Origin of the sequence: Aurantiacibacter zhengii, assembly GCF_003584125.1 — a bacterium.
Lineage (GTDB): Bacteria > Pseudomonadota > Alphaproteobacteria > Sphingomonadales > Sphingomonadaceae > Alteraurantiacibacter > Alteraurantiacibacter zhengii.
The window spans coordinates 109,943-133,799 of record NZ_QXFL01000004.1 but is presented as its reverse complement, the minus strand read 5'-3'; the positions used below and the strand labels follow the sequence as shown (position 1 = coordinate 133,799).

Below are 23,857 nucleotides of genomic sequence, written 5' to 3'. Positions count from 1 at the left end.
CGCTCGCGGCCCAATTGCGGTTGTGTGATATTACGATCTGATTGAAATGCGGCCATGGCTTTGCGGAAGCCGGACTTGTGTTCGATGACTAACAGCACTCTTCAAGACCACTTTAGCTCGGCAGGTGTCGTGGCGGCCGGAGTGGCAGGCATTATCGGCGAAGCGCTAAGGGAATGCTCCCTTAATCAAATAGCAGTTGCAATTAAACCGACAGCAACCGTGGGGCGCTAGTTCAGCAGCTTTCCAGCATCTCTGCCACCGGCTCCAGATTGTTCGCGCGGTCATATTCGGAAAGTTCGCCGCTGGCCTCGTATCCTGCCAGTAACGCATGCGCTTCGGCGAGGCCGGAGCAGGCGGTCGCGCTTTGCTCGGCGGCCCGATAGGCAGGGGCGACGTCTTTCCAGCCTACCGCCAGAGCCAGATCTGCGCCCATGTTCGCACCGCTGATGCGGCGTAAATGGCGAAGCGCGGAGATGACTTCGTCAGCTGACCGAACCGCAGAAGCATGCGCTTCATTGCCGCTGTACAGCCCTGCAAGCGCGCGCTGAGTGAGCGAGATCATTACCGTCCAACCTGAATCGTCCGGGTTGCGGTCCGCCTCGTCTCGACTGATGGCAAGACCGCGCTCGCCCTGAACGAGCCCTTCTTCCCACCGTCCAAGCGAGCGGTTCATATCGGCAAGGTTCCAGAGCGCGATTACCAAATTGCGGCGCGTCCGTGAGCGATCCGGCGGCGCAGCTTCATTGGCGAGCGCCTCGTTCAGCGCGACCGCCTCCCTCATGAGTTCGAGCGCACGTTCGGGCTGGCCGGTGTAGCGGTAGACATCGCCCAACTGGCGCACCAGAGGTGGTTGCACAGTGCGGACCTCCGAAGATTCGCGCAGCGCGACGGGCATCGCGGAAATCGCCTGCAAACCGCGCGCGTAAACTTCGCCGGCCTTCTCGAGCTCGTCGCGCCATCCATGGGCGTCTCCGAGCGCGCGATCGGCATTGGCCAGCGCCGCAGCGGCGCGGACATCAGCAGGGGGTGCTTGCTCAAGCAAAGCCACGGTCCGAGTGGCGCGGGCGAAGCCTGTGTCGCTGTCTCCTTCAGAATAGAGACTGTCGAGCGCGAGGATCGCCAGGGCGCGCCCCAGTGCGACGCGGGCCACATCGTCGTCTGGCTGTTCGCTGTGCAACGCTTCGAGCACTGTCAACGCGCGATCGGCAAACTCGGATGCATCCTCGGCCAGTCCGAGAGATCCACCGCTCGATCCCCCGGTCACCTGGCTCACTCGCAGCCAGCCCTCGCCAACTTCCAGCCGCACATCGCGTGGAGCGCCAGGACTGCTAGCCAGACTTTCGAGGTAATTGATGGAGCTTCTGGCGAGCAAGGCGCGAGCACTGATCGACCCGGGGACTTCGGCCAGGGCATCGTAGACATCGAACATCATGGTATTGCTCAGAGTTCGGACATCGGCAAACCGTTGTTCGGCCTCGGTCTGCGCCCGCTCGGCGCGGGTCTGGCTCACCGCAGCCCAGGCGAGCGCAGCCACTAGCATCGTAAAAACCGCAAGCGTGGCGGTAACAAAAGGCCAGTGGCGGCTCGCGAACTTGCGCGCCGCATAGGTCCTGCCACCATTAAACGCATTGACCGGCAGCCCAGCACGATAAGCTTCAAGATCGGCCTGAAACACTTCTACCGCCGGGTAACGCGCATGCGGATCCTCTGCGGAAGCGCTCGCGATGATCGCCTCGAGTTCCGCATCGCGCTTGCCTGACGGCATCATGAGATCGAGCAGGCGACCGAGCGAGAAGACGTCGATCAGCGTGTTGGCCCCTTCGCGCCCCTCACGTTCGGGCGCTGCATAACCAGGCGTACCGGTGCGCGCTTCGGTCGACTGATCGTCGGGCAACGCAACCACCTCACCCGTCTCGAGGGCAAGTTTCGAGATACCGAAGTCGATCAGCTTAACCGCTCCATCACCGCGCACCAAGACGTTCCCCGGCGTGAGATCGCGATGAACGATTAGGTTGCGGTGCGCTTCTCCAACGGCATCGAGAATGAGTGCAAAAACATCCAGTCGCAATCCGACCTCCGGGTTTTCATTCTCCAGCCACTGGTCAAGCCGCTGGCCTTCCACATATTCCATCACGAAATAGGGTAGACCGTCCTCGGTCTCGCCGGCATCGAACAGTTGTGCGATTGATGGGTGATCGAGACGGGCCAATAGCTGTCGCTCGATCAGGAACCGTTCCTGCAGCGCCTCGGGCACTGCGCCGCGGCGGATAACCTTGATGCAGGCGCGGTGACTGAAATCGAGGCCTTCGCGCTCTACGAGATAGACCTCGCCCATGCCGCCGCGCCCCAACTTTTGCAGGACCCGGTAACCACCAATTCACTTGGCGGGCTGGCATCGCTAGGGTCGCTCATCAGTGCCGCGGCACCGCCGGTACACAGTGGACCATCATCGCTCAGCGAATCGCAATAAATTTTCCAAGCTTCGCCGCGAACGGATTCCGTTTCGCGAGATTCTTCCAGGATTTGCTGCTGCATACCATCGTCGGCTTCGAGCATCCGTTCCGCCAGCGTCAGAGCCGCGATTGTCTCATGAGTTACCCGCACTTCAGCCCCCTGATCGCACAACTTCCATCCGTTCAATTAGCAGGTAATTATTGCTTTGCGCCCCAATTCTGGTTTTGCGAGACATTCAGACCGCGGTTCAAATCTGCCGTTTGTCTGAGGAATAGCTGATCTCCGTTCCGGAGCTGAAGCATACCCTCGAACCGCGCTACATCGCCGTTGCAGACGTCATCGCCAGTGCGAGGGCGGGTGAAGCACATGCCTGATTGAGAAGCGGCGACACCAGCCGGCCAGATTAGAACGGGGGCACTTGTGACGCGCTCTTAAGAGAAAATAACCGCGCGGCGTCTGGTGGAAGAACCTCCCCCGGAAGTTTCACTCCCGACCAATACGCTGTGAAAAAATCTTCCGCGAATAGTTCGCTCAGCAGAGCGAGGGCGGGGTGATGACCTCGTGGCGAAATATCGCTGAAACTCAAAGAAGCTTTCGCACCACAACAACTAACCAGGTCGCCGATTAGGCATTGAGCAGACCGCCCGTCTCAGCATGATTGCGAATAAGGGCTATCATCGAAGCATCACTATCGAAATTGCCGTACCAGCCCTGCGGCTCGTGCGGCGGGTCGCCCATATAGGCGAGGTCGCCGTCGCGGAACTTGGCGTCGGGATGCGCGGCGCGCGCTTCGCCGTTCCAGGCCCAGAAATTGCTGCCCTGCAGCGGGCCGCCCGTGCGCCAGCTTTGCTCCACCGCAGAATAAATCGTGCGATAATATTTTTCGCGGAACTCAGTGGTGGCAGACGGCGCGTATTTCTCTTCGTCCCGCGGGAAGCCGAATTCCTCGATGAGTAGCGGCTTGCCCATTTGCTCCGCAAGCCGCGTGTGGACCTCGAGATAGCTTTCGACCTTCTGCTTGCCCGAAGGCCAGGTTCCGGAAAGGTCGTCGCCTGCCACCCACCCCCAGTTAAGGGGCCAGATGTGTGCCGTGAGATAGTCGACATTTTCATGCGCGGCGACGACGAGCTCTTCGCTGCCATTGGTCGCCTGCGTGCCCTCTTGCCCGAGCGAAATAAGATGGGTCGCATCGAGCGAACGGATTAGCGCGGCGGTTGAGCCAATCCAGTCAAGATAGGCGCTTCTATGCCGGGCAATCGCTTCATCGCTGCCCCCAGGACGCGGCTCATTGGCGTGCTGCCAACTCATGATTGCCGGATCCGCGGCATAGGGAATGCCGTTGATCGAATTTATCCGCCCGACCACCTTTGCGACGTGCGCGCGGTAGCGTTCCACGGCGGCTTCGTTCGAATAGAAGGCGGCAGTCGAATCGGCGAAGGCGGGCCAGGGGTGTGCCGGGTCGCCCATGTCGATATACTGGCCGGTAGCGCGGTAAAGCAGGGTCTGCAAACCGCCCGACCATTCCCAGAAGTTCGACAAGACCAGCACCGCCGTCATCCCGCGTTTGCCGATTTCGGCCATGGCAAAATCGAGCCCCTCCAGGAGAGCGAGATTGTCGCTGCCATCGTGCCGGGTGAAGCCGGGCTGTATGGAATTTTGAAGCGGCCCCTCCTCGGCTGCCGCCATGATGCGCAGGTTGTTGAGGCCGAGCGCATGCAAACGGTCGAGTTCGCGGATCAGCCGCGAGCGATTGCCATACTCGGCATCCGCTCCGAGCCACGCCGCGTACCACATGTTTGCGCCGACGATGCGATAGGGCAAGCCGCCACGAAGCAGCGCGGGCCCTTCGCGCGTCACGAAGCCGGTTCGGGCCGCGCCGATACGGCCCTGAGTGCAGGCGCCAAGTGCGAGCAAGGCGGCGCCCGCAGCTGTTCCAGAGAGCATTGTACGGCGGTCGAGGATCATCATTCTATCTCCAGTTCGAGACCGTGGACGGGACGTACCGGCGCATCGGCATTTCGAACATCTGGCGCCCCCCGCCTCGTAATACCGGACGATCTCTTCCTCCGGCAAATTCTTCGTCGCGTGGCTGCATTTACAGTACGACGGTCGCGCGCCCGATAGCCGTTTCATGATATCGCGCCCCACAGGATGCGTGCCCGTGCCGGTCTTGTCCACGATGTCCCTGCGTGCCTTTGTCCCCATGCAGCCGTGGCAAATAGGGCCGCAGGGGATCAGGATGCCAGCGCGAGACAAGGGGGGCCGGACCATCGCTGACGAAGGCGCAATTCTAGGGGGTATAGCGGCAGGCGGTACCAAATTCGTGCTGGGTGGAGGCTAATGAATACCCATGGCCTGCTCGAACGCGTCCGCGACAGGTTCGAACAACTCGACAATGGTTACCTGCCCGGCAGGGTCGAGCGTTCGATAGAAGCGCCCGCGCTCGGTGAGCATTCGGGCATCACCGGCGCGTTGGTGCTGGCCGAAATAGCTATATCGCAGCAGACCGCCTGATTGCTGCCACCGACATATTGCCCTCGCCATTCGCGCGCTCGCGATTTCGTCGCTCAAGCATTCTGTTGCCCAGCGCTAATCGTTCTCCCTCGCGTTTGAGCCGACACGATCATTCTCGGCTTCTTGTGTCTCACAGAAGGTCGGCGATGCGGCCTCTACCCGAAGTCTGCTTAGCAACACGATCTTGCCGAAATCAGACATTCCGCTTCGGGCCCAAAATCGGTCAGTCAGCAGTGCGCCGTGAAATCCGAACCTCCGCGCTCTCCCGGCGAATGCCGGAAAGCGGACCGACGGCTTTGCCTTGCCAGTTAGTACAGCGTGCGTCCGACATGAGGGTGGAGAGCTAAGATTGCGACCAATTCGTAGTGCGGCTGCGGAGGGCGGTGACCGAAAGTCCCGCGATGGCAATCGAAGCTTGAGAAGCGAGCGCCTTGTGAACGATTTTATTTAAAGGCGAATGCTGGCATCTGCTCCGGCAATCACTTCCTTAAATCAGCGACGGGATTGTCGGAGCCACCTAAAGCTCAAGTCGCCTTCGATTGATCGTCCCAACCGCTCACGGCGTGTCCACCATGAACCATTCGCCGGGTATTGCGGGAGGTCAGTAATGCGCTGAACCCCGGCGTTGGCGCGCTTGCTTCGTTAAGCCGCGCAAGCTGATCCGCGGTCAGTTCGAGTTCGGTAGCCGCCACATTGCTCTCGATCTGCGAAAACTTGCTCGCCCCGATCAGCGATTTGATCCAAGAAATGGGCATCAACGCCCCGAGCCTTTACGCAGCGTTCGGGGACAAGAAAAATCTCTTCCTCGAAGCGGTGCGTCTTTATGCCGGCGATACGAACGCGGTTCGCCAAGCTATCGAGGCCGCGCCCAGCTCTTACGATGCAGCACGATCGGTTCTGACGAACTCCGTCGAAACCTTTACCGGCGTAGACACGCCGCCCGGCTGCCTTCTTGCGAGCTCGACTGCCAGCGGTTCTGCCGCTTCGGAAGATGTGCGCACCGCCGTTGCGGAATATCGACGGGAATTGCGCGATAACCTGCAGGCTCGCATCGAACGAGATATCCAGAAAGGTTCGATACGGGCTGACACTCAAGCTTCCGCTCTGGCGGGTCTCGTAGTCGCTTTGACCCAAGGGCTGTCTGTCATGGCCCGCGATGGTGCGGATCGAGCTTCGCTTTTGAGTGTCGTTGAAGCAGCCCTGAAAGCTTGGCCCGATAGCACGTAAGCTGCGGGCGCGTGGTCCAAGGACTGAGTTAAAGGCGAGGAGCTTACATTACACCAATGTCCGCAATGGGGTCACTAGCCGAACGTTTGCTGTCAGTCCGTGTTCTCGCCAGATGCGGACATTCTGTTAACGACCCGATTGCGGCCATTCAGCCTCTCTCAGGTATTTCTAGGGAAAGTGACTTGCAGATCAACTCGCAAGGGGGCCATTTTCTTCATGGAAGTTCCGTTTCCCCGCACAAACGACTAGCTTTGTCATCCTGAGAGGGAATTAGGCATGAGAAAGGGATGGTCGCTCGGAGTTTTGGCACTCTTGGCTTCGATGGTTTCCGCAAATACGCCAAGCTCCCGGATCGATGAGTTCATAATGGCGGAGCTTTCACAAAGTGTTGCACCTGCGCTCGCCTATGCACGAGTGGAAAACGGCGAAATAACGGCAAAGGGTTTCGGCGAACGAACCAAGGGAGGCGGCGACGACGTAACCTCGAATACGCCCTTTCCGATTGGCTCGGTCACCAAGAGTTTCACGGCGCTCGCCATCATGCAGCTGGTCGAAGCCAACAAGCTCAAGCTCAATGATCCTGTCTCGCAGCACTTGCCTGCTTTTGCCGAGGGCCCTGCGCGCGATGTGACGGTGCACCAGCTTCTCAATCATACCAGCGGGTTTTCGACCGTTCAGGGCAATAGCTACCATAGCAGCGCAGACGCGTCGCAGATTGGACTTCTCGAATACGCAGAGGAACTGGCGCAAGTTGTCCCAACCAACGCGCCGGGTACCGATTGGGAATATTCCAACGCGAACTATCAGATCCTGGGTGCAGTAATTGAGCAAAAGAGCGGCCAGAACTACCCGGACTACATTGAAGAACAGATTTTCAAGCCCCTCGGAATGACACACAGCGCGGTGCTCATCGAACCCAATCTCGCTGGCATGGCCACCGGTCATCATCCATGGTTCGGCAGTGTCCGCGCTATTGCTGGCAACGAGGCCTATCCGATCAATGCTCCGGCTGGCGGGATCGCTGCGAGTGCGGAAGACATGGGGCGCTATCTTGCCATGTGGCTAAATGGGGAAGACGACATCGTCTCGGCTACAACCAAAGCGGCAATGATGACGGCTTCTGGTCCGACCTCGCCCTTGTATGGACTGGGATGGTCGGTCGATGCTGAGAACGGGGCAGTCTATCACACCGGATTGGTGCCCGGAGCCGAAGCGCTTGCCTCCATGATGCCCGCCGAGAAAAAGGGCGTGGTGGTACTGGTCAATGCCAATGGTGGCCTCGGATTTGCCGACACCTGGTATCTAATCGGCGGCGTCGCGGCACGTGCCCTCAACCAGACCCATGACGATGACGGGTCGCGCTGGGGGGCAAAGGTTGCTTATCTCTCAATTGCGATCCTGCCGCCCCTGTTCGTAGCTCTTGCATTCGTCTCCTGGAGGCAAAGATCGGCTTTGATGGCAAAGCGGGGGAGTATGAGCGGGAAGCTCAGCCTATGGTTCCCGCTGGTGGCGATGTGCGGTCTTGCATGGGCTCTGATCTGGCCGCTGCCCAACATATTCGGGGGGTCGATCGCAACACTCCAACTTTACCAGCCCGATTTCGCGTTGTGCTTGATCGCGACGGCATTTCTCGCTCCCGCTTGGGCGGTGCTTCGATTGGCACTGGCATACCTCAGTGGCAAAGACTCGGTCTCGACCGGGAAGTCTTAAGGACCCCAGACTGGCATCCTGTCCGCTTTCCACCCCATAGACAGCCGTTCGATGGCGGGGGTGATCCGCCCATGAGCTGACCGTCTGCTTCGTTGCACTACCAGTCGGAAGCCGCCTTTCAGCTAAGGCCTGTTTGCGGAAATGCTCATCGCACTTCCGAAAGTGCGATTTTGTGACCGCGGTCACATCCTGGTCCCACAGCTGAAATCATTGAGTCATACAGTTCACACGAGCGTCACGCCGTAGACGCGAAGCGGTCATCAAGGTCCAATACCAGCGCCTTCGACACCAGTTCGGAGGGAAACAATGACCAACGCTCGTTTGCTTGGCTCTGCCAGTATCGCCACTATTGCGCTTTGCGCCATGCCCGCCCTGGCTGGCGACGTGACAGGTGTCGTGATCGACGCCAGCGACACCGTGGCCTTGCAATCTGCCGTCGTACGCATCCCGGAACTCAACCGGCAGGTAACAACCCAGCGCGACGGGTCATTCCGGTTCACGGACCTGCCGGCCGGCACCTGGACAATTGAGGCGCGTTACGTAGGCGTGCCGACCGAAACGCAGGTGGTCGAGGTTCCTGAAGAGGGCGTCGTCACGACCAACTTCCTACTTGGTAGTCAGGACGCAAATATCCTCGTTTATGGTCAGCGCGCCAACCAGGCCAACGCGCTTAGCCGTGAATATGCCAGCGACACCGTGGTTGACGTGCTGACGCGCGATGCCATCGGCCAATTTCCTGATCAGAACGTTGCGGAAAGCCTGCGCCGCCTGCCCGGTATCAACGTGCTGAACGACCAGGGCGAAGGCCGCTTCGTGGCCGTTCGCGGTCTTGATCCGAACCTCAATGCCACCTCCGTAAACGGTGTGCGCCTGCCATCCCCGGAAGGCGATATCCGCGCCGTGGCGCTGGATGTGATCGGCAGCGACATTATCGAGAGCATCGAGGTCAGGAAATCGCTGACACCGGACATGGACGCCGACACTATCGGCGCCAGCATCGAAATTAACACCGTTTCCGCTTTCGACCGTCGTGGCAACTTCGTCACCATATCGGGCGAAGGCAGTTACAATGAGTACTCTGAAGAGCTGAACCCCAAGGGCAGCGTCAACTTCGCTTACCGCCTGACGGACAACTTCGGCGTCTCCGGCGGCCTGTCGTACTACAACCGCTTCTTCGAGACCGACAATATCGAGGCCGACGATTGGGAAGAGGACGACGGCCTGATCTATTCCGAGGAAATCCAGTACCGCGATTACGACGTGGAGCGCGAGCGCATCTCTGCCTCGCTCGGCTTTGATCTGCGCCCGTCCGACACGACGACGCTCTACGCACGCGGCCTCTACAGCCGGTTCGACGACCAGGAATACCGCCGCCGCACAGTGTTCGATTTTGGCGATGCCGCCGTATCGGGCAGCGGCAACACCGTTACCTTCTCGACCCCCGACCAGGCCGACGCGGACGAAGACCCGTTCGAGGCAACGGTGGAGCGCGACATCAAGGACCGTTTCGAACGGCAGGAAATCTATTCACTCAGCTTCGGTGGCGAGACGCAGACCGGCCCCTGGACCATCGAGTACATGGGCAGCTGGGCGCAATCGAGCGAGAAGGAGAACGACAGCGTCGACCCCGCCGTTTTCGCGCAGGACTTCTTCGGAGAGCACCCGGACGATCCCGGCGAGCGCAACCCGCTGTCCGTTACCGTCGACTACTCCAACCCGCGTGTGCCACTGTATTCAACCGGTACCGCGAATTTCTTCGATGCGAACGAATACGAACTCGACGAAATCGAACTGACCAACCTCTCCGATTCCGAGGACACGGAATACTCCGCCCGCATCGACGTCGGTCGCGAATTCGCAGGTGATGCCGGCGTTTTCACCGTGCAGGCCGGTCTCAAGGGCCGCTGGCGCGAGAAGAGCTTCAACGGCGAAATACGCTTTTACGAGATTGACGATCTGACTCTGGCCGACGTGATCGGCGAACAGACCTATCGCATCGCCGATATCTCCCCGGTCGCCAGCTATACCGGTGCGAGCGACTTCTTCTTCGCCAACCGCGGCGACTTCGAATTGCAGGAAGCGGACAGCCTGTTCGATAGCGCGGCCGAAGACTACAGCATCGAGGAAGATATCTACGCCGGATACCTGCTGGGCCGCTGGGAAAGCGACAGCCTGACGGTGATCGGCGGCGTCCGCCACGAATATACGCAGACCGACATCGTGGGCAATTTCACCCTGCTGGTGGAAGAGGACGGTAGCCTGCCCGATGGCTCCATCGCGACCGACGACACCGTGATCGTCACCCCGCAGACGACGCCTGCCAATTACGGCTTCTGGCTGCCGAGCCTGAATATCCGTTTCGAGCCGGTGGACGACCTGGTCTTCCGCGCGGCGGGCTATCGCAGCCTCGTGCGGCCCGGATTTTCACAACTCGCCCCGCGCTTCATCACGGAACGTAACGACGATGACGAGGTGGAGGGCGAATTCGGCAATTCGAACCTCGATCCCTACGAGGCATGGAACTTCGATGCCGGTGTCGAATACTACTTCGGCGGCAACGGCGCGGTGAGTGCCGGGTTCTTCTACAAGGACATCGCCAACTACATCGTCACTGTCGATTACGAAGCGGAAGACCTCAACGGGGATGACGAGATCGGCGCCGACGAACTGCTGGTTTTCAACGGCATCGCCTTCAACGAGGCGGCCATCCCCGTGAACGGCGACAGTGCCAAGGTGTGGGGCATCGAACTGGGCTTTGCCATGCAGTGGGACATGCTGCCCGCACCTTTCGACGGGATACTGACCCAGGCGAACTACACCTACACCGATGCCACCGCCACGATCTCCGACGGGTCGCTGGACCTGTTCGGACAGGGCTTTGGCGACGGTATAAACACCATCCCGTTGCCTGCCTCCAGCAAGCATACATTGAACGGCGTGCTTGGTTACGAGAAGGGCGCGGTATCGCTGCGCCTGGCTGGCACATACCGCGACGATTACCTCGATGAATTGGGCGGCGATCCGGAGGAATACCGTTTCGTGGACAGCCACTTCCAGCTGGACGCCAGCGCCCGTTTCACCGTGCTCGAAGGCGTGCAGGTGTTCGTGGAAGCCATCAACCTGACCGACGCCGAATACTTCGCCTACAACACCGTGGGCGGGCGGCAGAACAACTACCAGTATGAAATCTATGGCCGTACTTTCAAAGGCGGCGTGAGGGTAACTTTCTGATGCGTATTGCAACAATCACGATCGCCGCGACACTGCTTGCAGGCTGCGCAACGAAGCCCACCGGCCTGCCCCCGGTTCCGGTTTTCGCCGCAGGACAGACCGTTCCGGTTGGTACGGCAAATGACGACGCGGCAGACGATCCCGCGATCTGGCACAACGCTGCCGACCCGGCGCAAAGCCTGATCGTGGCGACCGACAAGAAAGCCGGGCTTTATGTCTATGGCTTGGACGGGCAGATCCGCAGCTTCCTGGATGCAGGTGCGGTCAACAATGTGGACCTCGTCACGCTGGAAGATGGCACGGTTCTCGTGGCCGCCAGCGACCGGATCGATATCGCCAACTCGCACATCGCCACGTTCGTGCTGGACACGGGCAGCGGCGAACTGACCCCGCTGGGCCGCTTCGCCAGCGGGCCGGGCGAGGGATACGGTTTTTGCATGAGCCAGCACGGCTCTCTCGCCGCGCTGATGGTGACCAAGGAAGGCGCCCTGCGAGAATACGAGATTACGCGGGTAACGCCCGGCGAAGTGCCGCAGGCGACACTGGTTCGCGAAATGTCTGTGCCCAGCCAGCCAGAAGGCTGCATCTATGATGAGCGTGACGGCACGCTATACGTGGGCGAGGAAGTGTCCGGCATCTGGCGCTTCGCCGATGGCGCGACGACTGGCGAACTCGTATTCCCCATCGACAACCAGTACCTCGTCGCCGACGTGGAAGGTCTGGCCATTGCCCCGGAAGGCGAGGATGGCGGATACCTGATCGCCTCTAGCCAGGGTGACAACGCCTATGCCGTTTTCGCCCTGCCGGGCATGACGCCGATGGGGCGTTTCTCTATTGCCGAGGGCACATTGGGCGGTGCCGAGGAAACCGATGGTATAGAGCTGGACACCCGCAGCTTCGGCCCGGACTATCCGCAAGGCCTTTTCGTGGCGCAGGACGGCATGAACCCGCCCGATGCACAAAACTTCAAACTCGTGAGTTGGGAAGCGATCCGCGCCGCACTTGGTATCTAGATTGCGCTGAGAGCTGGTCAGGGTGTAGCCGGAATGCCTGTTCGCTTCCCACCCCATGTTGGCCGTCCGATTTCGCGAGGTAGATGTTCCAAAGCGGTCGACCGAAGATCGCGACCGACCGCTCGATAAGTCAGATTTCGGTGCGCTCTGCCAAAAGCAAAGCGTCTTCGACATCGACACCGAGATAACGGACCGTAGCCTCGATTTTGGTGTGACCAAGCAAAATCTGGATCGCACGAATGTTGCCAGCGGCCCGATAGATCATCGCGGCTTTCGTTCGTCTAAGCGAGTGCGTGCCGTATTCGGAGTTCCGAAGCCCAATCGCACTCACCCATTCATCGACGAGGCGGGCATACTGCCGCGTGCTCATGTGTCCTGTATGATCGATCCTTTTGGGGGAGAGATAGTCGCCCCTTGAACCGCCCCCTCGTTCCGGCCAAGCCAGTAGCGTCGCTCGCACGTCGGCGGGAAGCTCGAATTGCACCGGTCTGTTGGTTTTCTGCTGAATAACGGTCGCACGATTGCGAATGTCAGGGCCTGCAACCACGTCGCCAATTTTGATCTTCACAAAATCGCAGCCTCGCTCTCCTTGGCCGAATTTGGAGCGCAAAGCGGACGTAAGTCTGAGACAAGTTGCGGCACGACTGCGCCCTCCGCACTAATAAGCATTCCGTCACGCTCGAACTGGACCAAGCTGAGCAGCGTGTCGAGTGTGAGCCGTCCCGTGGAATTGGTCGCGTCGAACGACTTGGTGACCGAGACTAAGCTGACCTTGACCTTGTTCATGATCTCGACCGGCTTGGTGAAGTCGAGTGGCGAGCGGGTGAATGGGTCGACCTCGTAAACGACCACGATGCCGATTTTTCCCGCGCTGATATTTGCGAGCAGTTGCTGCAAGGCAGGGCGTTCTAGCGTGCCCGAGATGCCATCGTCATCGAGGTCGCCGGGCAGCAAAGACCACTGCGCCGCCTGCCAGAATACCGAATTCAGGCGAGATGCGCCGTCTCGGTCTCACGGCAGAACCTTTGCCAGCCACTGATGAAGGGGTTCAGCGATATTCAACTATTTTGCCGTAATTCTTGGATCTTAGGCTACATGTGTCGTCGTATGTCCCCGTTCCGTCCTGTCTCTTCCGGTCTACGCCGATTCCTTCTCACCTTGGCGTTCTTTCTCGTGCCTCTCTCGCTTTTGGGGGTGCACTTCCTCCTGCTGGGCGAGTTCGAGGAAGTGCGTGATTACCGTGTTACGTCCGAACGGACCGTCGAAACGCGTTCGCTGCTTTCGCAATTCCTGACCTTGCACCTCGATGTGGAAACAGCGGTCCGCGGCTACGTACTGTCGGGTGACCCGAATTTCCTCGAACCTTACAGTGCCGCAATTCCCCGGCGAGACTCCCTCTTTGCAAGGCTGCGGGCAGATGCCGACGCTGCCCGACTTGCCCAGCTGGATGAATTGCTGGCGCTGTCGGACACCAAGCTGGAGATAGCTGCCCGGAACGTAGAGGACGTGCGCAGCGGCAATGTCGAAGAAGCGCGTCAGTTGATTGCAAGCGGACGAGGGCGTCTGACGATGGACGAGATCCGTTCGCTCGTCGCCAGAATTGATGCCGAGGAGGCGAGTGCTCTCGCGGAATCGACCGAGGCGGGCTCTATCCTGCGCCGCGACGTCGAAAGAACTGTCACCCTGCTGCTCGTCGGCATTGCCGTCCTTCTGGCGATTGCCTCGCTGCTAATCTTCTCGTCTTCTCGCGAACGCCGAAAGGCCATGACGCAGGTGGAGCGATTGGCGAAGCGGCAGAAGGCAATGTTCGATGGCGGGGTGGATGGCATGTTGTGGCTCAATGCCCAGGGAAACATCCTGCGGATGAACCCGAGCATCAGCCGCATGTTCGGCTATGCCGAGAAGGACCTGCTCGGTCGCAACAACCTTGTTCTCATGGACGTCGACTACTCCCCATCTGAATCGCAAGCGTGGCTTTCCACGGTTGGCACTGCCGGGGAGAACGGTGCCGGACGCAAACAGGAATTCATTGGGCGTCATGCGGATGGAGCGACATTCGAGACCGAAGTCGCCATCAGCCGCGTGGCCCGCGGTCTGGAGGAAGAGGGGGAACCGCAATACGTTGCCTCAATCCGCGATATTTCTCATCGCAAGAGAGCCGAGCGAATGAAGGACGAGTTCGTCTCCACCGTGAGCCATGAACTGCGCACGCCGCTGACCTCCATCGCCGGATCGCTCGGTCTGGTGATGGGCGGCGCTGCGGGCCCGCTGGAAGAAAAGACGCGCAGATTGATCGGCATCGCCCATGCCAATTGTGAACGTCTGATCCGCCTTATCAACGACATTCTCGACATCGAGAAAATCGAATCCGGCAAGATGGAGTTCGATATCCGGCGGATGCAGGTGGCCCCGCTGCTGCGCCGCACCCGGGACGCAATGGCTGCCTTCGCACAGAAGCACGATGTGGACCTAGAGCTAATCGTGCCGCCCTGGCCGCAATGCATCATGGGCGATCCTGACCGTCTCGAGCAGCTGGTCACAAACCTTGTTTCCAATGCCATCAAACATTCGCCCCCTGGCGAAAAGGTGGAAATTGTCGGCAATATGCACAGTCGCTACGCGCGCATCGAAGTCCGAGACAAGGGAGCCGGTGTTCCGGTGGATTTCCGAGACCGCATCTTCGGCAAGTTCGCCATGGCAGACGCCTCCAATTCGCGAGTGAAGGGAGGCACTGGCCTTGGCCTTTCGATTACGCGCGAGATCGCGCGGCATCATGGAGGGGAGGTAGGCTTCGCTGACCGCGATAGCGGTGGCAGTGTCTTCTATGTCGATATCCCTCTCGCCCAAGAGCAGCACGTGGGCGCCGCGCCAGAGACCGATGAAAACCTGCCAATTGTGCTGCATCTGGATGATGACGACGATACGCTGACCGTCGTGGCCAGCACATTTGCTGGCAAGGCACGGGTCATCTCCGTTGATAATGTTGCCGACGCCCGCGCTGCCATTGCCACCAGCGATCTGGCGGCGGCGATTATCGATGTCTCTCTGGGCGAAGAGAGCGGCGCCGATTTCGCCAGAGAACTGCGTGATAGGTTACCCGAATTGCCCTTGCTGTTCTTCACGGCGTTCGATGATAGCGCGCAAACCGGCGTTGCTGACCGGGCATTGATCAAGAGTAGGGCGTCGGTTGACGACCTCGTCAATGCAACGCTCGATCTCGTCATGAGGCGCCGGCAGGAGACCCAGCGATGAACATCCTTTACGTCGACGATGAACCCGACATCCGCGAAATCGCCGAGATGGCGCTGGAGCTCGATCCGCAATTCCATGTGCGAACCGCGGCGTCGGGTTCGGCAGCGCTGGCCTTGATCGAGGACTGGATGCCCGATGTGGCGCTGCTTGACGTGATGATGCCGGAGATGGACGGGCCGACCTTGCTGACGCATCTCAGGCAGGACGCTCGCTTTGCCAACCTGCCGGTAATCTTTGTAACCGCGCGGGCCCAGCGTAGCGAATTGCAGAACTTTTCCACCATGGATGCCATAGGCGTCATCGCCAAGCCATTCGACCCGATGACGCTCTCGTCCAAGGTCCGCGAGCTTATCGGATGAGCGCGGAATTGGAAATGAAGATGGCGCAAATGGCTGCGCGCTTTGCGGCTCGTGCCGGCGAACACGAGGCTGCGTTGCGAGCCGCAATTGCCGCCGAGGACCGGGAAGCAATGGCCAGCCAGGCGCACAGGCTGGCAGGTATTGCGGGAATGTTCGGGCAGCCACAGATTGGCGAAGCGGCAGCGCATCTCGAAGACCTTGCCGAGGCCGGTGAAGACTACCTCGGCGCGGCGGAGCTGCTGTCTGCCTTGCTCCGCGATCTCGAAACCTAATTTGTCGCGAAGCCCTTGCGGGTCATCGTTCCCCAGCTTTGCTGCTTGCGAATGAATTGCCACCAGCCCTGGAGACGCCAGAGGTTCGAGAGCTGGCGGTAGCCGAAGTTCTCCAGCACTGCGATTACCGCCAGCACGGCCAGTTCGCGTACCTTGGGAAAGCGGCGCAGCTGTATCTCTTCCAGCACGAGTGTTGCGATCGAGAGAGATACGCCGAACATGAACGTGACGGCCAGAAAGGCAAGCAACCAGGGCAGCGCAAGCGGTCCCAGGGCCCAGAGCAGTGGCACGAGAATATAGCCCAGCACTTCCAGCAATGGCCCGAGAACATCGACCAGAAGGATATGACCGAAGCCGACGATTCCGATCCGGCCATAACGCGGATTGAACAGCATGTCCTTGTGCTTGACGAAGCATTCCAGCGCACCACGCTGCCACCGGGCGCGTTGACGGCCCAGCACCGACAGCGTGTCGGGACATTCGGTCCAGCAAACCGGCTCGGCAATGAAATCGATGCGGTAATCCTGTTTGGCTTCCCGCATCAGGCGATGAAGCTTGAGGACCAGTTCCATGTCCTCGCCCACCGTGCCGTGGCTGTAGCCTCCTACCTCGACAACCTGCCGTCGGCGGAACAGGCCAAAAGCGCCGGAAATGACCGTGAGCGCCTGCATCTTGCCTAGGCCGACCCGCGCCATCAGGAACGCGCGCAGGTATTCGACGATCTGCACAAGGGCGAGAAAGTTGCGGGGAAGCTTGATATCGCTGATACGCCCGGAATCGACCTTGCAACCGTTGGCAATACGGATCGTGCCCCCTGCGGCTATGGTGAGGTCAGGCTCGTCGATGAAAGGCCGGACGACCCGTAGCAAGGCGTCGGATTCCAGTATGGAGTCTGCGTCGATGGCGCAGAAGAGCGCGGTGCGGCTGCAATTTATCCCTGCATTCAGGGCATCGGCTTTGCCGCCGTTTTCCTTGTCCACAACCAGCAGGCGGGGAAGACGCGGCGACGCGTAGAAACCGCGGATCGGGGCATGCTCTACGCTGCGATCGACGAAGCGGTCCACCTGTTCCAACCCGAATTCAGAGACGAGACGCGCAAGCGTGCCGTCCTTCGACCCATCGTTGATCACGATCACCTCGAAATCGGGATATTGCAGCGCCAGCAGGCTGCGCGTGCTTTCCACGATAGTGAGTTCTTCGTTGAAGGCAGGGGCCAGCACGGAAATCGCCGGAGCCTGATCGGAGTAACGCCGCCATAGAGTTGCACTGCGCGGCACCGGCGGCCGCGTTCCGAGCGCAGCGCCTGCATAAAGCAGCAGCACAAAATAGAAGACGATCTGCAGCAGTCCCGCAACGATCACCACCAGAGCAATCGCCTCGGCCGAGGCAACCATCCACTCTGCAGGGTCGGGAATGGCGAATTCGAGAGTCATGCGCGGCCCTCTGCGAGCATCTTCAAAGCAGCCGAACGGACGACCGGGTCCTCGCTCCGGCTGGCTTCTCGAAGGACGGAAACGCCGCGCGTTCCTATGCGCAGCAAGGCCTCACTTGCACGGTAGCGCACCCAATAGTGGGGATCATTGAGCAGTGTGGACAGCCGATCCGCGGCCGCAACAAGACGTGTTTTGCCAACCGCTTCGGCTGCGGCGGCGCGCACTGTCCAGTTATCGCTGGCCATCCCCTCCATGATGGCGTCCGCCCCCGCAGGGTGACCGGTGCGGCCCAGAGCCCTGAATATCCGGGGTTGCAGTTCTGGTTCATTGCCAGAATCGCGTGCCATGTAGGCAAGCAAGGGCGCATATTCGCCGCCGCGCTGCGAAAGGGCATCCATCGCCGCAACCTTGACGCGGTGTGACAGGTCTTGTTCGAACAACAAGCCAGCGACAGCTTCCGAATTGGTTTCGGCAAGATCGACCATCAGCGAAACCAGGAGCAGCGAATTTTCCTCCGCACCTACATTCAGCTTGTTCACGATATCGATCGGTGCAGGTGCATTTGCGTGCTGGGCCAAAGCGAGGGCTGCACCCAGCCTGACGTCCGGATTGCGGTCGTCCAGTGCGCCGATCACATAGTCATGCGAACCCTCGAACAGCGACAGTGCCTCAACTGCGTCGAGACGTGACTGCGCTTTTCGCGAACGCAGCCGGGCGATCAACAGATCGGTAACGCCAAGCGCTGTTGCGCGCGCGAGCAAGGCCTCGCGTTCGCTGCCCCTCGTCATCTCCGCGATCTCAACCGTCAGGTCGGCAGCCGCCTGGATTTCGCCCTTCCTCAGCGGCTCCAGTTCGGTGGGATCGCCATCCAGCAGAAGCGGTAAAAGTCGCTGTCGCGCCGCGCTGGTGCGGTCGAATAACCGCGCAGATAGCACCCGCGCCAGCAGCAGGAGCAGCAGCGCGAGCATGGCCAGCAGGCACAGCGCGAGAGAAACCTCCCAAAGAGCACGCAGTGTCGTCACAGCGAAAGCTTGACCCCGATGCGCCCCTCGGTGCGGTCAAATCCATTCTCTCGCCACTCTTGCGCGACACTGCCAGTGAGAGAGAGATCCTGCGTGAGCGGCAATTCTCCACCTGCGAAGATGCTGGTGGTATCACGGACTACCCCGAGATCGGTGTCCGGTCCGGTCGCTGTACCGATAAACAGGCGGGTACTGGCGGTTGGCAAATAGTCTGCGCGCAAAGCGCCACCGATCTGCACATCCTCACCCGCCGCCGCGACGATGTGGCTATGCAGAGACGCAGCGAAGCGACCGCCACCGAAATACTGTGTGATGCCGGGCCTCACGGTCCATACGTCTTGCACGGGATAGCTTTGCCAACTGCTATCAAGACTGGCGACGGTGCTCGGAGCAATCCTGAAATCAAAGCCTGTCGATATGCCAGTGGCCGGGCGGAAATCCGCATTCGGCGTAACCGAAGCTCCGGCCCTCAGCCACAGGTTTTCCGTCGCCCTGTAGGTGGCACGTCCGCCAAGCTCCACGTCTTCAGCACCAAAGCGCCGATGCCAGGTTCCGCCAAGGTCGAGGGTGGTGCGGGTGCCGACCGGAAGGGAGGCGAGTACGCCAAGTTCCTGCCAATCATCCTGCCCACCGCCGGTATTGCTCAAGGCTCCTTCGACGAGAATAAAGCCGCTCCGCACCGCTTGCTCGGTCTCTCGGCGCTCCGCGACGAGCGCCAGGCCTTGCGCAGCGTCGGCGTATTCCGGAGCCTTTCGGAGAACTTTCTGGAAAGCGAATTCCGCTTCTTCGAGCCTGCCTAGCGCCAGCAGGGCGTAGCCGTATTGGACGAGCGCATCGACATCGTCAGGGTGCTCCGCAAGCCAGTCCTCGAGAAGCGATGCCGCGAGCGCCGGATCGTCCGCCAGTCGCGCAGTAACAGCGCGGTCGTAGAGGCTGTCCTGTGCGAATGCCGAGGCGTTCGTGAGGGCAACGAAAAGCATTCCTGCCACGAGTATGCGCAAAGTCACTTATCCTTTAGCAGGCGCGCGAGACGGGCGAGCAATTCTTCGGGCATGAAAGGCTTCACGAGATAGTCGTTGGCACCGATCTCCAGCGCTTCGACAATGTCCTTCTCGCCCCGCCGGGCGGTCAGCATGATTACCGGCGTATGAGCATGCTGCGATGAAGCGCGCATGCGCCTAAGCACCTCGAACCCGTCGTGCACGGGCATCATGGCATCGAGGACCACCGCATCGGGTGACGAATCCTCAAGCCGGGCAAGCGCTTCGCGACCGTCAGCAGCAGTAACCGGGTGATAATCGCGCTGGGCCAGGCGGAATTCGAGTAGCTCCCTCATCAGGGGTTCGTCGTCGGCAACTAGTATCGTGTTCATGGCAGCCCAGATAGAAAAATCCATCGGATTGGATACCGCCGACATGGTTAATTTTCACTTAAAGCGATGAGCTGGTAGAGAGTTACGACGGAGCCTCGTTTTTATGGGATGATCCACGACACCCCAATCCCCCCTGCGCGAAATCGGGTCGTTAGCAGTCGGTCTGCTCTATCGTCGTGCATTTCTTTCTTTCGCCGCCAATCTGGTTCTCGGATGATTGCCAAAGTCGTCTTACCCGCTTGTTGACGAGACCAAGGCGATGGACATGGAGTTGACGGGCCGCATTATGGATCGAGCGGGGGAAGACTGGTGTCGCGCGTAGTCCCGGCAGAAAGGCAGCTGGACGCGGCGATCGAAGCGGCAAAGGCTATTGCGAGTATGACTTTCGTTGAGAAACGCGATCCGAAATGGCAGGGCCGCTAGAGGCCAGCGAAAAGGAAGAGAGTGGATGGCAGGCAAGTTTTTCGACGAGTGGCAGGTGGGTGAGACGATTACCCATGAAATCCGTCGTACGGTGACGGAGACAGACAACCTGCTGTTCTCCACGATGACGCACAACCCGCAGCCGCTTCATCTCGATGCGCAGGCTGCCAGCGAAAGCGAGTTCGGCCAGATCCTGGTCAACGGCACTTTCACTTTTGCGCTGATGGTGGGGCTGAGCGTTGGCGACACCACGCTGGGCACGCTGGTGGCCAACCTTGGCTATGACAAGCTGCTGCATCCCAAACCGACATTCCTTGGTGACACGCTGCGCGCCGAAACCGAAGTGATGGATAAGCGCGAGAGCAAGTCCCGCCCTGGCTCGGGTATCGTCACCTTCAAGCACCGCCTGCTGAACCAGCGTGACGAGGTGGTGTGCGAGTGCCTGCGCATGGCGCTGATCAAGGGCAGCAAGGCGTGAGGCTGCGCAGCCTTCTGTTCGTCCCTGCCGACCGGCCGGAACGCTTTGCCAAGGCTGCCGCGAGCGGGGCCGATGCGATCATCATCGACCTGGAGGATTCGGTCGCTCGGGCGAACAAGGCGAAGGGCAGGGAGGCCGTGGCCGAGTTCCTGCAATCGCCCGGCGATATCCCCGTCATCGTGCGCGTCAATCCGCTCGACAGCGGCGAAACGGAAAGCGATCTCGCCGCTGTCCTGGCGAACCCGCCGGCAGGCGCCATGCTACCCAAGGCCGAAGGTGCGAAAAGCGTCGGGCTGCTGGTAGAAATGATGGACGGTGCGGCAATACCGGTCTTCCCCATTGCCACCGAGACCCCGGCCGCGATCTTCGAACTTGGCACCTACCGGGACGTTACGACCCCGCTGATGGGTCTGACCTGGGGGGCGGAGGACCTGCCCGCCGCAATCGGGGCCGCGACTTCCCGCGAGGATGACGGCAGCTATACCTCGCCATACGAGATGGCGCGCAACCTTACCCTGCTGGCAGCGCACGCGGCCGGCGTGCCTGCAATCGAAACGGTCTATCCGGACATCAGGAACACCGAAGGCCTTGCCGCCTATGCGGCGCGGGGACGGCGCGATGGGTTTACCGGCATGATGGCGATCCACCCGGCACAGGTGCCCGTAATCAATGCAGCGTTCGAGCCGACAGCGGAAGAAATCGCTCACGCCAGGGCCATCGTCGCCGCGTTCGACGCGCAGCCGGATGCAGGCGCTCTGCAACTCGACGGCAAGATGATAGACCGGCCGCATCTGACGCAGGCCAGGCGCCTGCTTCGGAGCGCGGGCGAAACTGCCTGAACCAGAGGCGCATCGGCGAGGCGACGAATCGTCGGCGCTGACTTGCCAAAGTTGCGAAAAATGCATCGCATGATGGGCCTGTATGCAATCATATGACAGGCGTGTTCGGTTCGCTCGGGCTGCGTTTTCAGAGGGCCGATCCCTGCAAGTTCTTGGAGTTCATTCGACGGATTTGGGAGGGCATTTGGCTGTTATCGGAGCATCGCGAGAACGAGGTATCCGTTCGCCTTAACAGGCACTGTTAAGGCGCCGACCAAGATATTTTCGCGACAGAACAGAAGGTTAATCGCAGTCCCCTGCCATTCGCATTGGGCTGTTTCCGCTGGGCGAGCGGCACACGATCCTCCAGATTGACGCGAGATGAAGCTCAGAAAGCCGTTGATACTGCTTCCATGGAATGGATATGGGAAAGCCAGGCTTGACGACCTCAGGCGAGGCCAAACCCTCACCAAGACGAACGTGCCAGTCTGACACAAGGGCGGCGGAATCGGGGCAGTTCGTTGCAAAAATGTAAATGCATCGTTAACCAATAGTCAGTCGCACCGGCAAATCGATTCGTTTTCAAGGCGAGTATAGATTGCCGGTTACAAAAGGGGGGAGAGGACTCCCACACCAAAGAAGGCGAAACGCGCCTCGCTAAACGACCAACCGAAGATCCTCGATTCTTCGGATGGAGATCTATTGTCCAAGGAAGAGGATAAACTCATGAAGAAACTTGCAATTCTTGTCGCAGGCGTTGCCGCTATTTCAGCCGCTCCAGCTTTCGCGCAGGCCAACACGACCAGCGATTCGTTCGTTGTCAACGCTACCGTGACGCCGACCTGCCTCATGGAAGACGTGCAGGATATCACCATCACGCCGGCGCTGAAGATCGTCACCACTGCTGGCTCGAATGCCCTGCTCTTCGGAAATGGTTCGACCCAGACGAACAGCAACGAGGTGTTCCTGAGCTGCAACGACAACAACCAGATGACGATCACGACCAATGGTCCGCTGGTCAATCCGCGCGGTGTCACCCCCGAAGAAGAAGCCGAAGGCTTTAGCGACGAGATCGATTTCCGCGTCGCGGCCAACAACTATGGCGTGGGGACCGGGAACAACCGCCTGTACTACGCTACCAGCACCGGCAACACCCGGAACGATGATCCGCGTCACGCCCTGCATCGTCAGATCAGCTTTGCCGGTTGGGTCGACTATGACGACAATCGCGGTTTCCGCGCGGTCGCAGGCACCTACAGCGCAACCGCAGAAGTGACGGTCGCGATCGCACCCTGATATGCGCTGACAGTTCAAATGCCGGCGCGCTTCGCGGCGTGTCGGCATTTTTACGTTGTCTTCGGAGTTGGGCACCAAGGTGAAGAAGAATTTTGCGCAGCCGCAGCCGCGCCAATTCTTAGAGGGGTTTAGATGTCATTTCGCCGTACTTTGAGTGTAGCGTCTGTTGCAGCAGCCTTCGTTCTGTCGATCTTCATGACCGCGCAGCCGCTGAAGGCGGCGCGGGTAACCCCCATGGTGGCCGAGATCGAGCCTTCCGGCACCGGGTCTACCCTGCGCCTGGAAGTTTCGAATTCAGAAGATCGCGCAATCCCTTTCGAAATCACGATGCACCGTGGAATCATTTCCGAAGACGGGACGGTCACGCTTGAGCCCGCCGATGATCGCTTCGTCGTCTTCCCACCCCAAACGGTGCTCCAGCCGCAAGGCCAGCAGGTTTTCCGCATCCAGTACATCCCCGATGGCTCCACGAACCAGTCGGAAATATTCTACGCTTCGGTCAGCCAGGTCCCTGTGGCGCTGAGCGAGGATGAATCGCGCATTCAGATGCTGATGCGGTTCAATGTTCTGATCAACGTGGTTCCGCGGGGCACTCAGGCGGAGCCAAAGGTGGAATGGATCAGGACCGCAGAGCGCGTCGTTCCCCTGAGCGAGGAAGAGGCGGAGGTTGCGGAGGAAGGCGTCGAGACCAAGACCGTCTCCGGTATAGAGGTGCGCATAAGCAATTCCGGCGACCGTTATTTCGGAGCGGGACAGACAAACTGGGCAATTAAAGGCACCACGCTCGAGGGATCGCCTTTCGAGCAGCGGTTCAGTGACAGCGAAGTGCGCCTGAACACGGGCCTGGGAATCGTGGCTCCGAGCAAGGCGCGGATATTCTTCATACCGCTCGAGCAGTCACTGGATCCGGACAGCGTCGAAATCGAATTCCAGTAAGCCGGCGTTGGGGGCAGGGGACATGTACGGGCATTGCATTTCGGGAG

21 protein-coding genes and 1 pseudogene are annotated in these 23,857 nt (G+C 60.0%); 12 read left to right on the top strand and 10 right to left on the bottom strand.

From position 1 onward, the window contains the following. Positions 1-232: 232 nt before the first annotated feature. The 3 genes from D2V07_RS10090 to D2V07_RS10080 all read right to left on the bottom strand — a co-directional run bounded on the left by D2V07_RS10090 (position 233) and on the right by D2V07_RS10080 (position 4,422). Positions 233-2,335, bottom strand: coding sequence for a serine/threonine-protein kinase (locus D2V07_RS10090; protein ID WP_147366933.1), 2,103 nt, complete (start codon positions 2,333-2,335; stop codon positions 233-235). Beyond that, on the bottom strand, positions 2,314-2,556 hold the full coding sequence (locus D2V07_RS10085; RefSeq protein WP_119586871.1) for a hypothetical protein: 243 nt from the start codon (positions 2,554-2,556) through the stop codon (positions 2,314-2,316). The genes D2V07_RS10090 and D2V07_RS10085 overlap by 22 nt, the downstream gene beginning before the upstream one ends. A gap of 522 nt (positions 2,557-3,078) precedes the next feature. After that, positions 3,079-4,422: a glycoside hydrolase 5 family protein gene (locus D2V07_RS10080; protein ID WP_119586870.1), complete on the bottom strand. Its 1,344-nt coding sequence runs from the start codon at positions 4,420-4,422 to the stop codon at positions 3,079-3,081. A gap of 372 nt (positions 4,423-4,794) precedes the next feature. Here D2V07_RS10080 and D2V07_RS18570 point away from each other — a divergent pair, with 372 nt between their 5' ends. Further along, the gene (locus tag D2V07_RS18570) at positions 4,795-4,968 is read left to right on the top strand and encodes a hypothetical protein (protein ID WP_158586805.1); all 174 of its coding nucleotides are present in this window, start codon (positions 4,795-4,797) and stop codon (positions 4,966-4,968) included. A 524-nt stretch (positions 4,969-5,492) separates the two neighbouring features. Here D2V07_RS18570 and D2V07_RS18685 read toward each other — a convergent pair. Next, positions 5,493-5,723, bottom strand: a complete 231-nt coding sequence (locus D2V07_RS18685; RefSeq protein WP_199698775.1) for a hypothetical protein — start codon at positions 5,721-5,723, stop codon at positions 5,493-5,495. Between D2V07_RS18685 and D2V07_RS10065 the strand changes: the two genes are divergently transcribed. The 4 genes from D2V07_RS10065 (at position 5,716) to D2V07_RS10050 (ending at position 12,149) form a co-directional block, all read left to right on the top strand. Further along, positions 5,716-6,195, top strand: coding sequence for a TetR/AcrR family transcriptional regulator (locus D2V07_RS10065; protein ID WP_119586868.1), 480 nt, complete (start codon positions 5,716-5,718; stop codon positions 6,193-6,195). The genes D2V07_RS18685 and D2V07_RS10065 overlap by 8 nt on opposite strands. Positions 6,196-6,471: 276 nt before the next feature. Then, positions 6,472-7,905, top strand: coding sequence for a serine hydrolase domain-containing protein (locus D2V07_RS10060; protein WP_199698774.1), 1,434 nt, complete (start codon positions 6,472-6,474; stop codon positions 7,903-7,905). Positions 7,906-8,211: 306 nt separating this feature from the next. Next, entirely contained in the window at positions 8,212-11,136 is a 2,925-nt protein-coding gene (locus tag D2V07_RS10055) for a TonB-dependent receptor (protein WP_233548343.1), read from the top strand. Then, positions 11,136-12,149: a phytase gene (locus tag D2V07_RS10050; protein WP_119586866.1), complete on the top strand. Its 1,014-nt coding sequence runs from the start codon at positions 11,136-11,138 to the stop codon at positions 12,147-12,149. Before D2V07_RS10055 ends, D2V07_RS10050 begins: the two co-directional genes overlap by 1 nt. Before the next feature lie 130 nt (positions 12,150-12,279). Here the strand turns inward: D2V07_RS10050 and D2V07_RS10045 are convergent. Together D2V07_RS10045 and D2V07_RS10040 are read right to left on the bottom strand one after the other, a co-directional pair. Beyond that, a pseudogene (locus D2V07_RS10045) lies at positions 12,280-12,732 on the bottom strand (tyrosine-type recombinase/integrase); the annotation flags it as partial. Next, positions 12,714-13,103 carry a recombinase family protein gene (locus D2V07_RS10040; RefSeq protein WP_233548342.1) on the bottom strand — a complete coding sequence of 130 codons (390 nt, stop codon included), beginning with the start codon at positions 13,101-13,103 and terminating at the stop codon, positions 12,714-12,716. The pseudogene D2V07_RS10045 and the gene D2V07_RS10040, both read right to left, overlap by 19 nt. A 240-nt stretch (positions 13,104-13,343) precedes the next feature. Between D2V07_RS10040 and D2V07_RS10035 the strand changes: the two genes are divergently transcribed. The 3 genes from D2V07_RS10035 to D2V07_RS10025 are packed head-to-tail and all read left to right on the top strand — an operon-like array spanning position 13,344 to position 16,032. Beyond that, positions 13,344-15,401 (top strand): CHASE3 domain-containing protein, encoded by a 2,058-nt coding sequence (locus D2V07_RS10035; protein WP_158586804.1) that lies wholly within the window; start codon positions 13,344-13,346, stop codon positions 15,399-15,401. Next, complete coding sequence (locus D2V07_RS10030; protein ID WP_119586862.1) at positions 15,398-15,760, top strand: response regulator; 363 nt, start codon at positions 15,398-15,400, stop codon at positions 15,758-15,760. Before D2V07_RS10035 ends, D2V07_RS10030 begins: the two co-directional genes overlap by 4 nt. A gap of 14 nt (positions 15,761-15,774) precedes the next feature. Further along, on the top strand, positions 15,775-16,032 hold the full coding sequence (locus D2V07_RS10025) for an Hpt domain-containing protein (RefSeq protein ID WP_158586803.1): 258 nt from the start codon (positions 15,775-15,777) through the stop codon (positions 16,030-16,032). Here D2V07_RS10025 and D2V07_RS10020 read toward each other — a convergent pair. Genes D2V07_RS10020 through D2V07_RS10005 form a run of 4 tightly spaced genes read right to left on the bottom strand, consistent with a single transcriptional unit; the run spans position 16,029 to position 19,859 of the window. Continuing rightward, on the bottom strand, positions 16,029-17,465 hold the full coding sequence (locus tag D2V07_RS10020; protein ID WP_199698773.1) for a glycosyltransferase family 2 protein: 1,437 nt from the start codon (positions 17,463-17,465) through the stop codon (positions 16,029-16,031). The genes D2V07_RS10025 and D2V07_RS10020 overlap by 4 nt on opposite strands. Further along, complete coding sequence (locus D2V07_RS10015; RefSeq protein ID WP_119586860.1) at positions 17,462-18,487, bottom strand: HEAT repeat domain-containing protein; 1,026 nt, start codon at positions 18,485-18,487, stop codon at positions 17,462-17,464. Before D2V07_RS10015 ends, D2V07_RS10020 begins: the two co-directional genes overlap by 4 nt. Next, the gene (locus D2V07_RS10010) at positions 18,484-19,494 is read right to left on the bottom strand and encodes a YaiO family outer membrane beta-barrel protein (protein WP_147366932.1); all 1,011 of its coding nucleotides are present in this window, start codon (positions 19,492-19,494) and stop codon (positions 18,484-18,486) included. Before D2V07_RS10010 ends, D2V07_RS10015 begins: the two co-directional genes overlap by 4 nt. Continuing rightward, positions 19,491-19,859 carry a response regulator transcription factor gene (locus tag D2V07_RS10005; protein ID WP_119587174.1) on the bottom strand — a complete coding sequence of 123 codons (369 nt, stop codon included), beginning with the start codon at positions 19,857-19,859 and terminating at the stop codon, positions 19,491-19,493. The genes D2V07_RS10010 and D2V07_RS10005 overlap by 4 nt, the downstream gene beginning before the upstream one ends. A gap of 448 nt (positions 19,860-20,307) precedes the next feature. Here D2V07_RS10005 and D2V07_RS10000 point away from each other — a divergent pair, with 448 nt between their 5' ends. The 4 genes from D2V07_RS10000 to D2V07_RS09985 all read left to right on the top strand — a co-directional run bounded on the left by D2V07_RS10000 (position 20,308) and on the right by D2V07_RS09985 (position 23,810). Continuing rightward, positions 20,308-20,760 carry a MaoC family dehydratase gene (locus D2V07_RS10000; protein WP_119586858.1) on the top strand — a complete coding sequence of 151 codons (453 nt, stop codon included), beginning with the start codon at positions 20,308-20,310 and terminating at the stop codon, positions 20,758-20,760. Beyond that, positions 20,757-21,599: an HpcH/HpaI aldolase/citrate lyase family protein gene (locus tag D2V07_RS09995; protein WP_119586857.1), complete on the top strand. Its 843-nt coding sequence runs from the start codon at positions 20,757-20,759 to the stop codon at positions 21,597-21,599. The genes D2V07_RS10000 and D2V07_RS09995 overlap by 4 nt, the downstream gene beginning before the upstream one ends. A 705-nt stretch (positions 21,600-22,304) precedes the next feature. Continuing rightward, positions 22,305-22,874 carry a hypothetical protein gene (locus D2V07_RS09990; RefSeq protein ID WP_119586856.1) on the top strand — a complete coding sequence of 190 codons (570 nt, stop codon included), beginning with the start codon at positions 22,305-22,307 and terminating at the stop codon, positions 22,872-22,874. Between the two features lie 195 nt (positions 22,875-23,069). Further along, complete coding sequence (locus tag D2V07_RS09985; RefSeq protein ID WP_158586802.1) at positions 23,070-23,810, top strand: fimbria/pilus periplasmic chaperone; 741 nt, start codon at positions 23,070-23,072, stop codon at positions 23,808-23,810. Positions 23,811-23,857 lie beyond the last annotated feature (47 nt).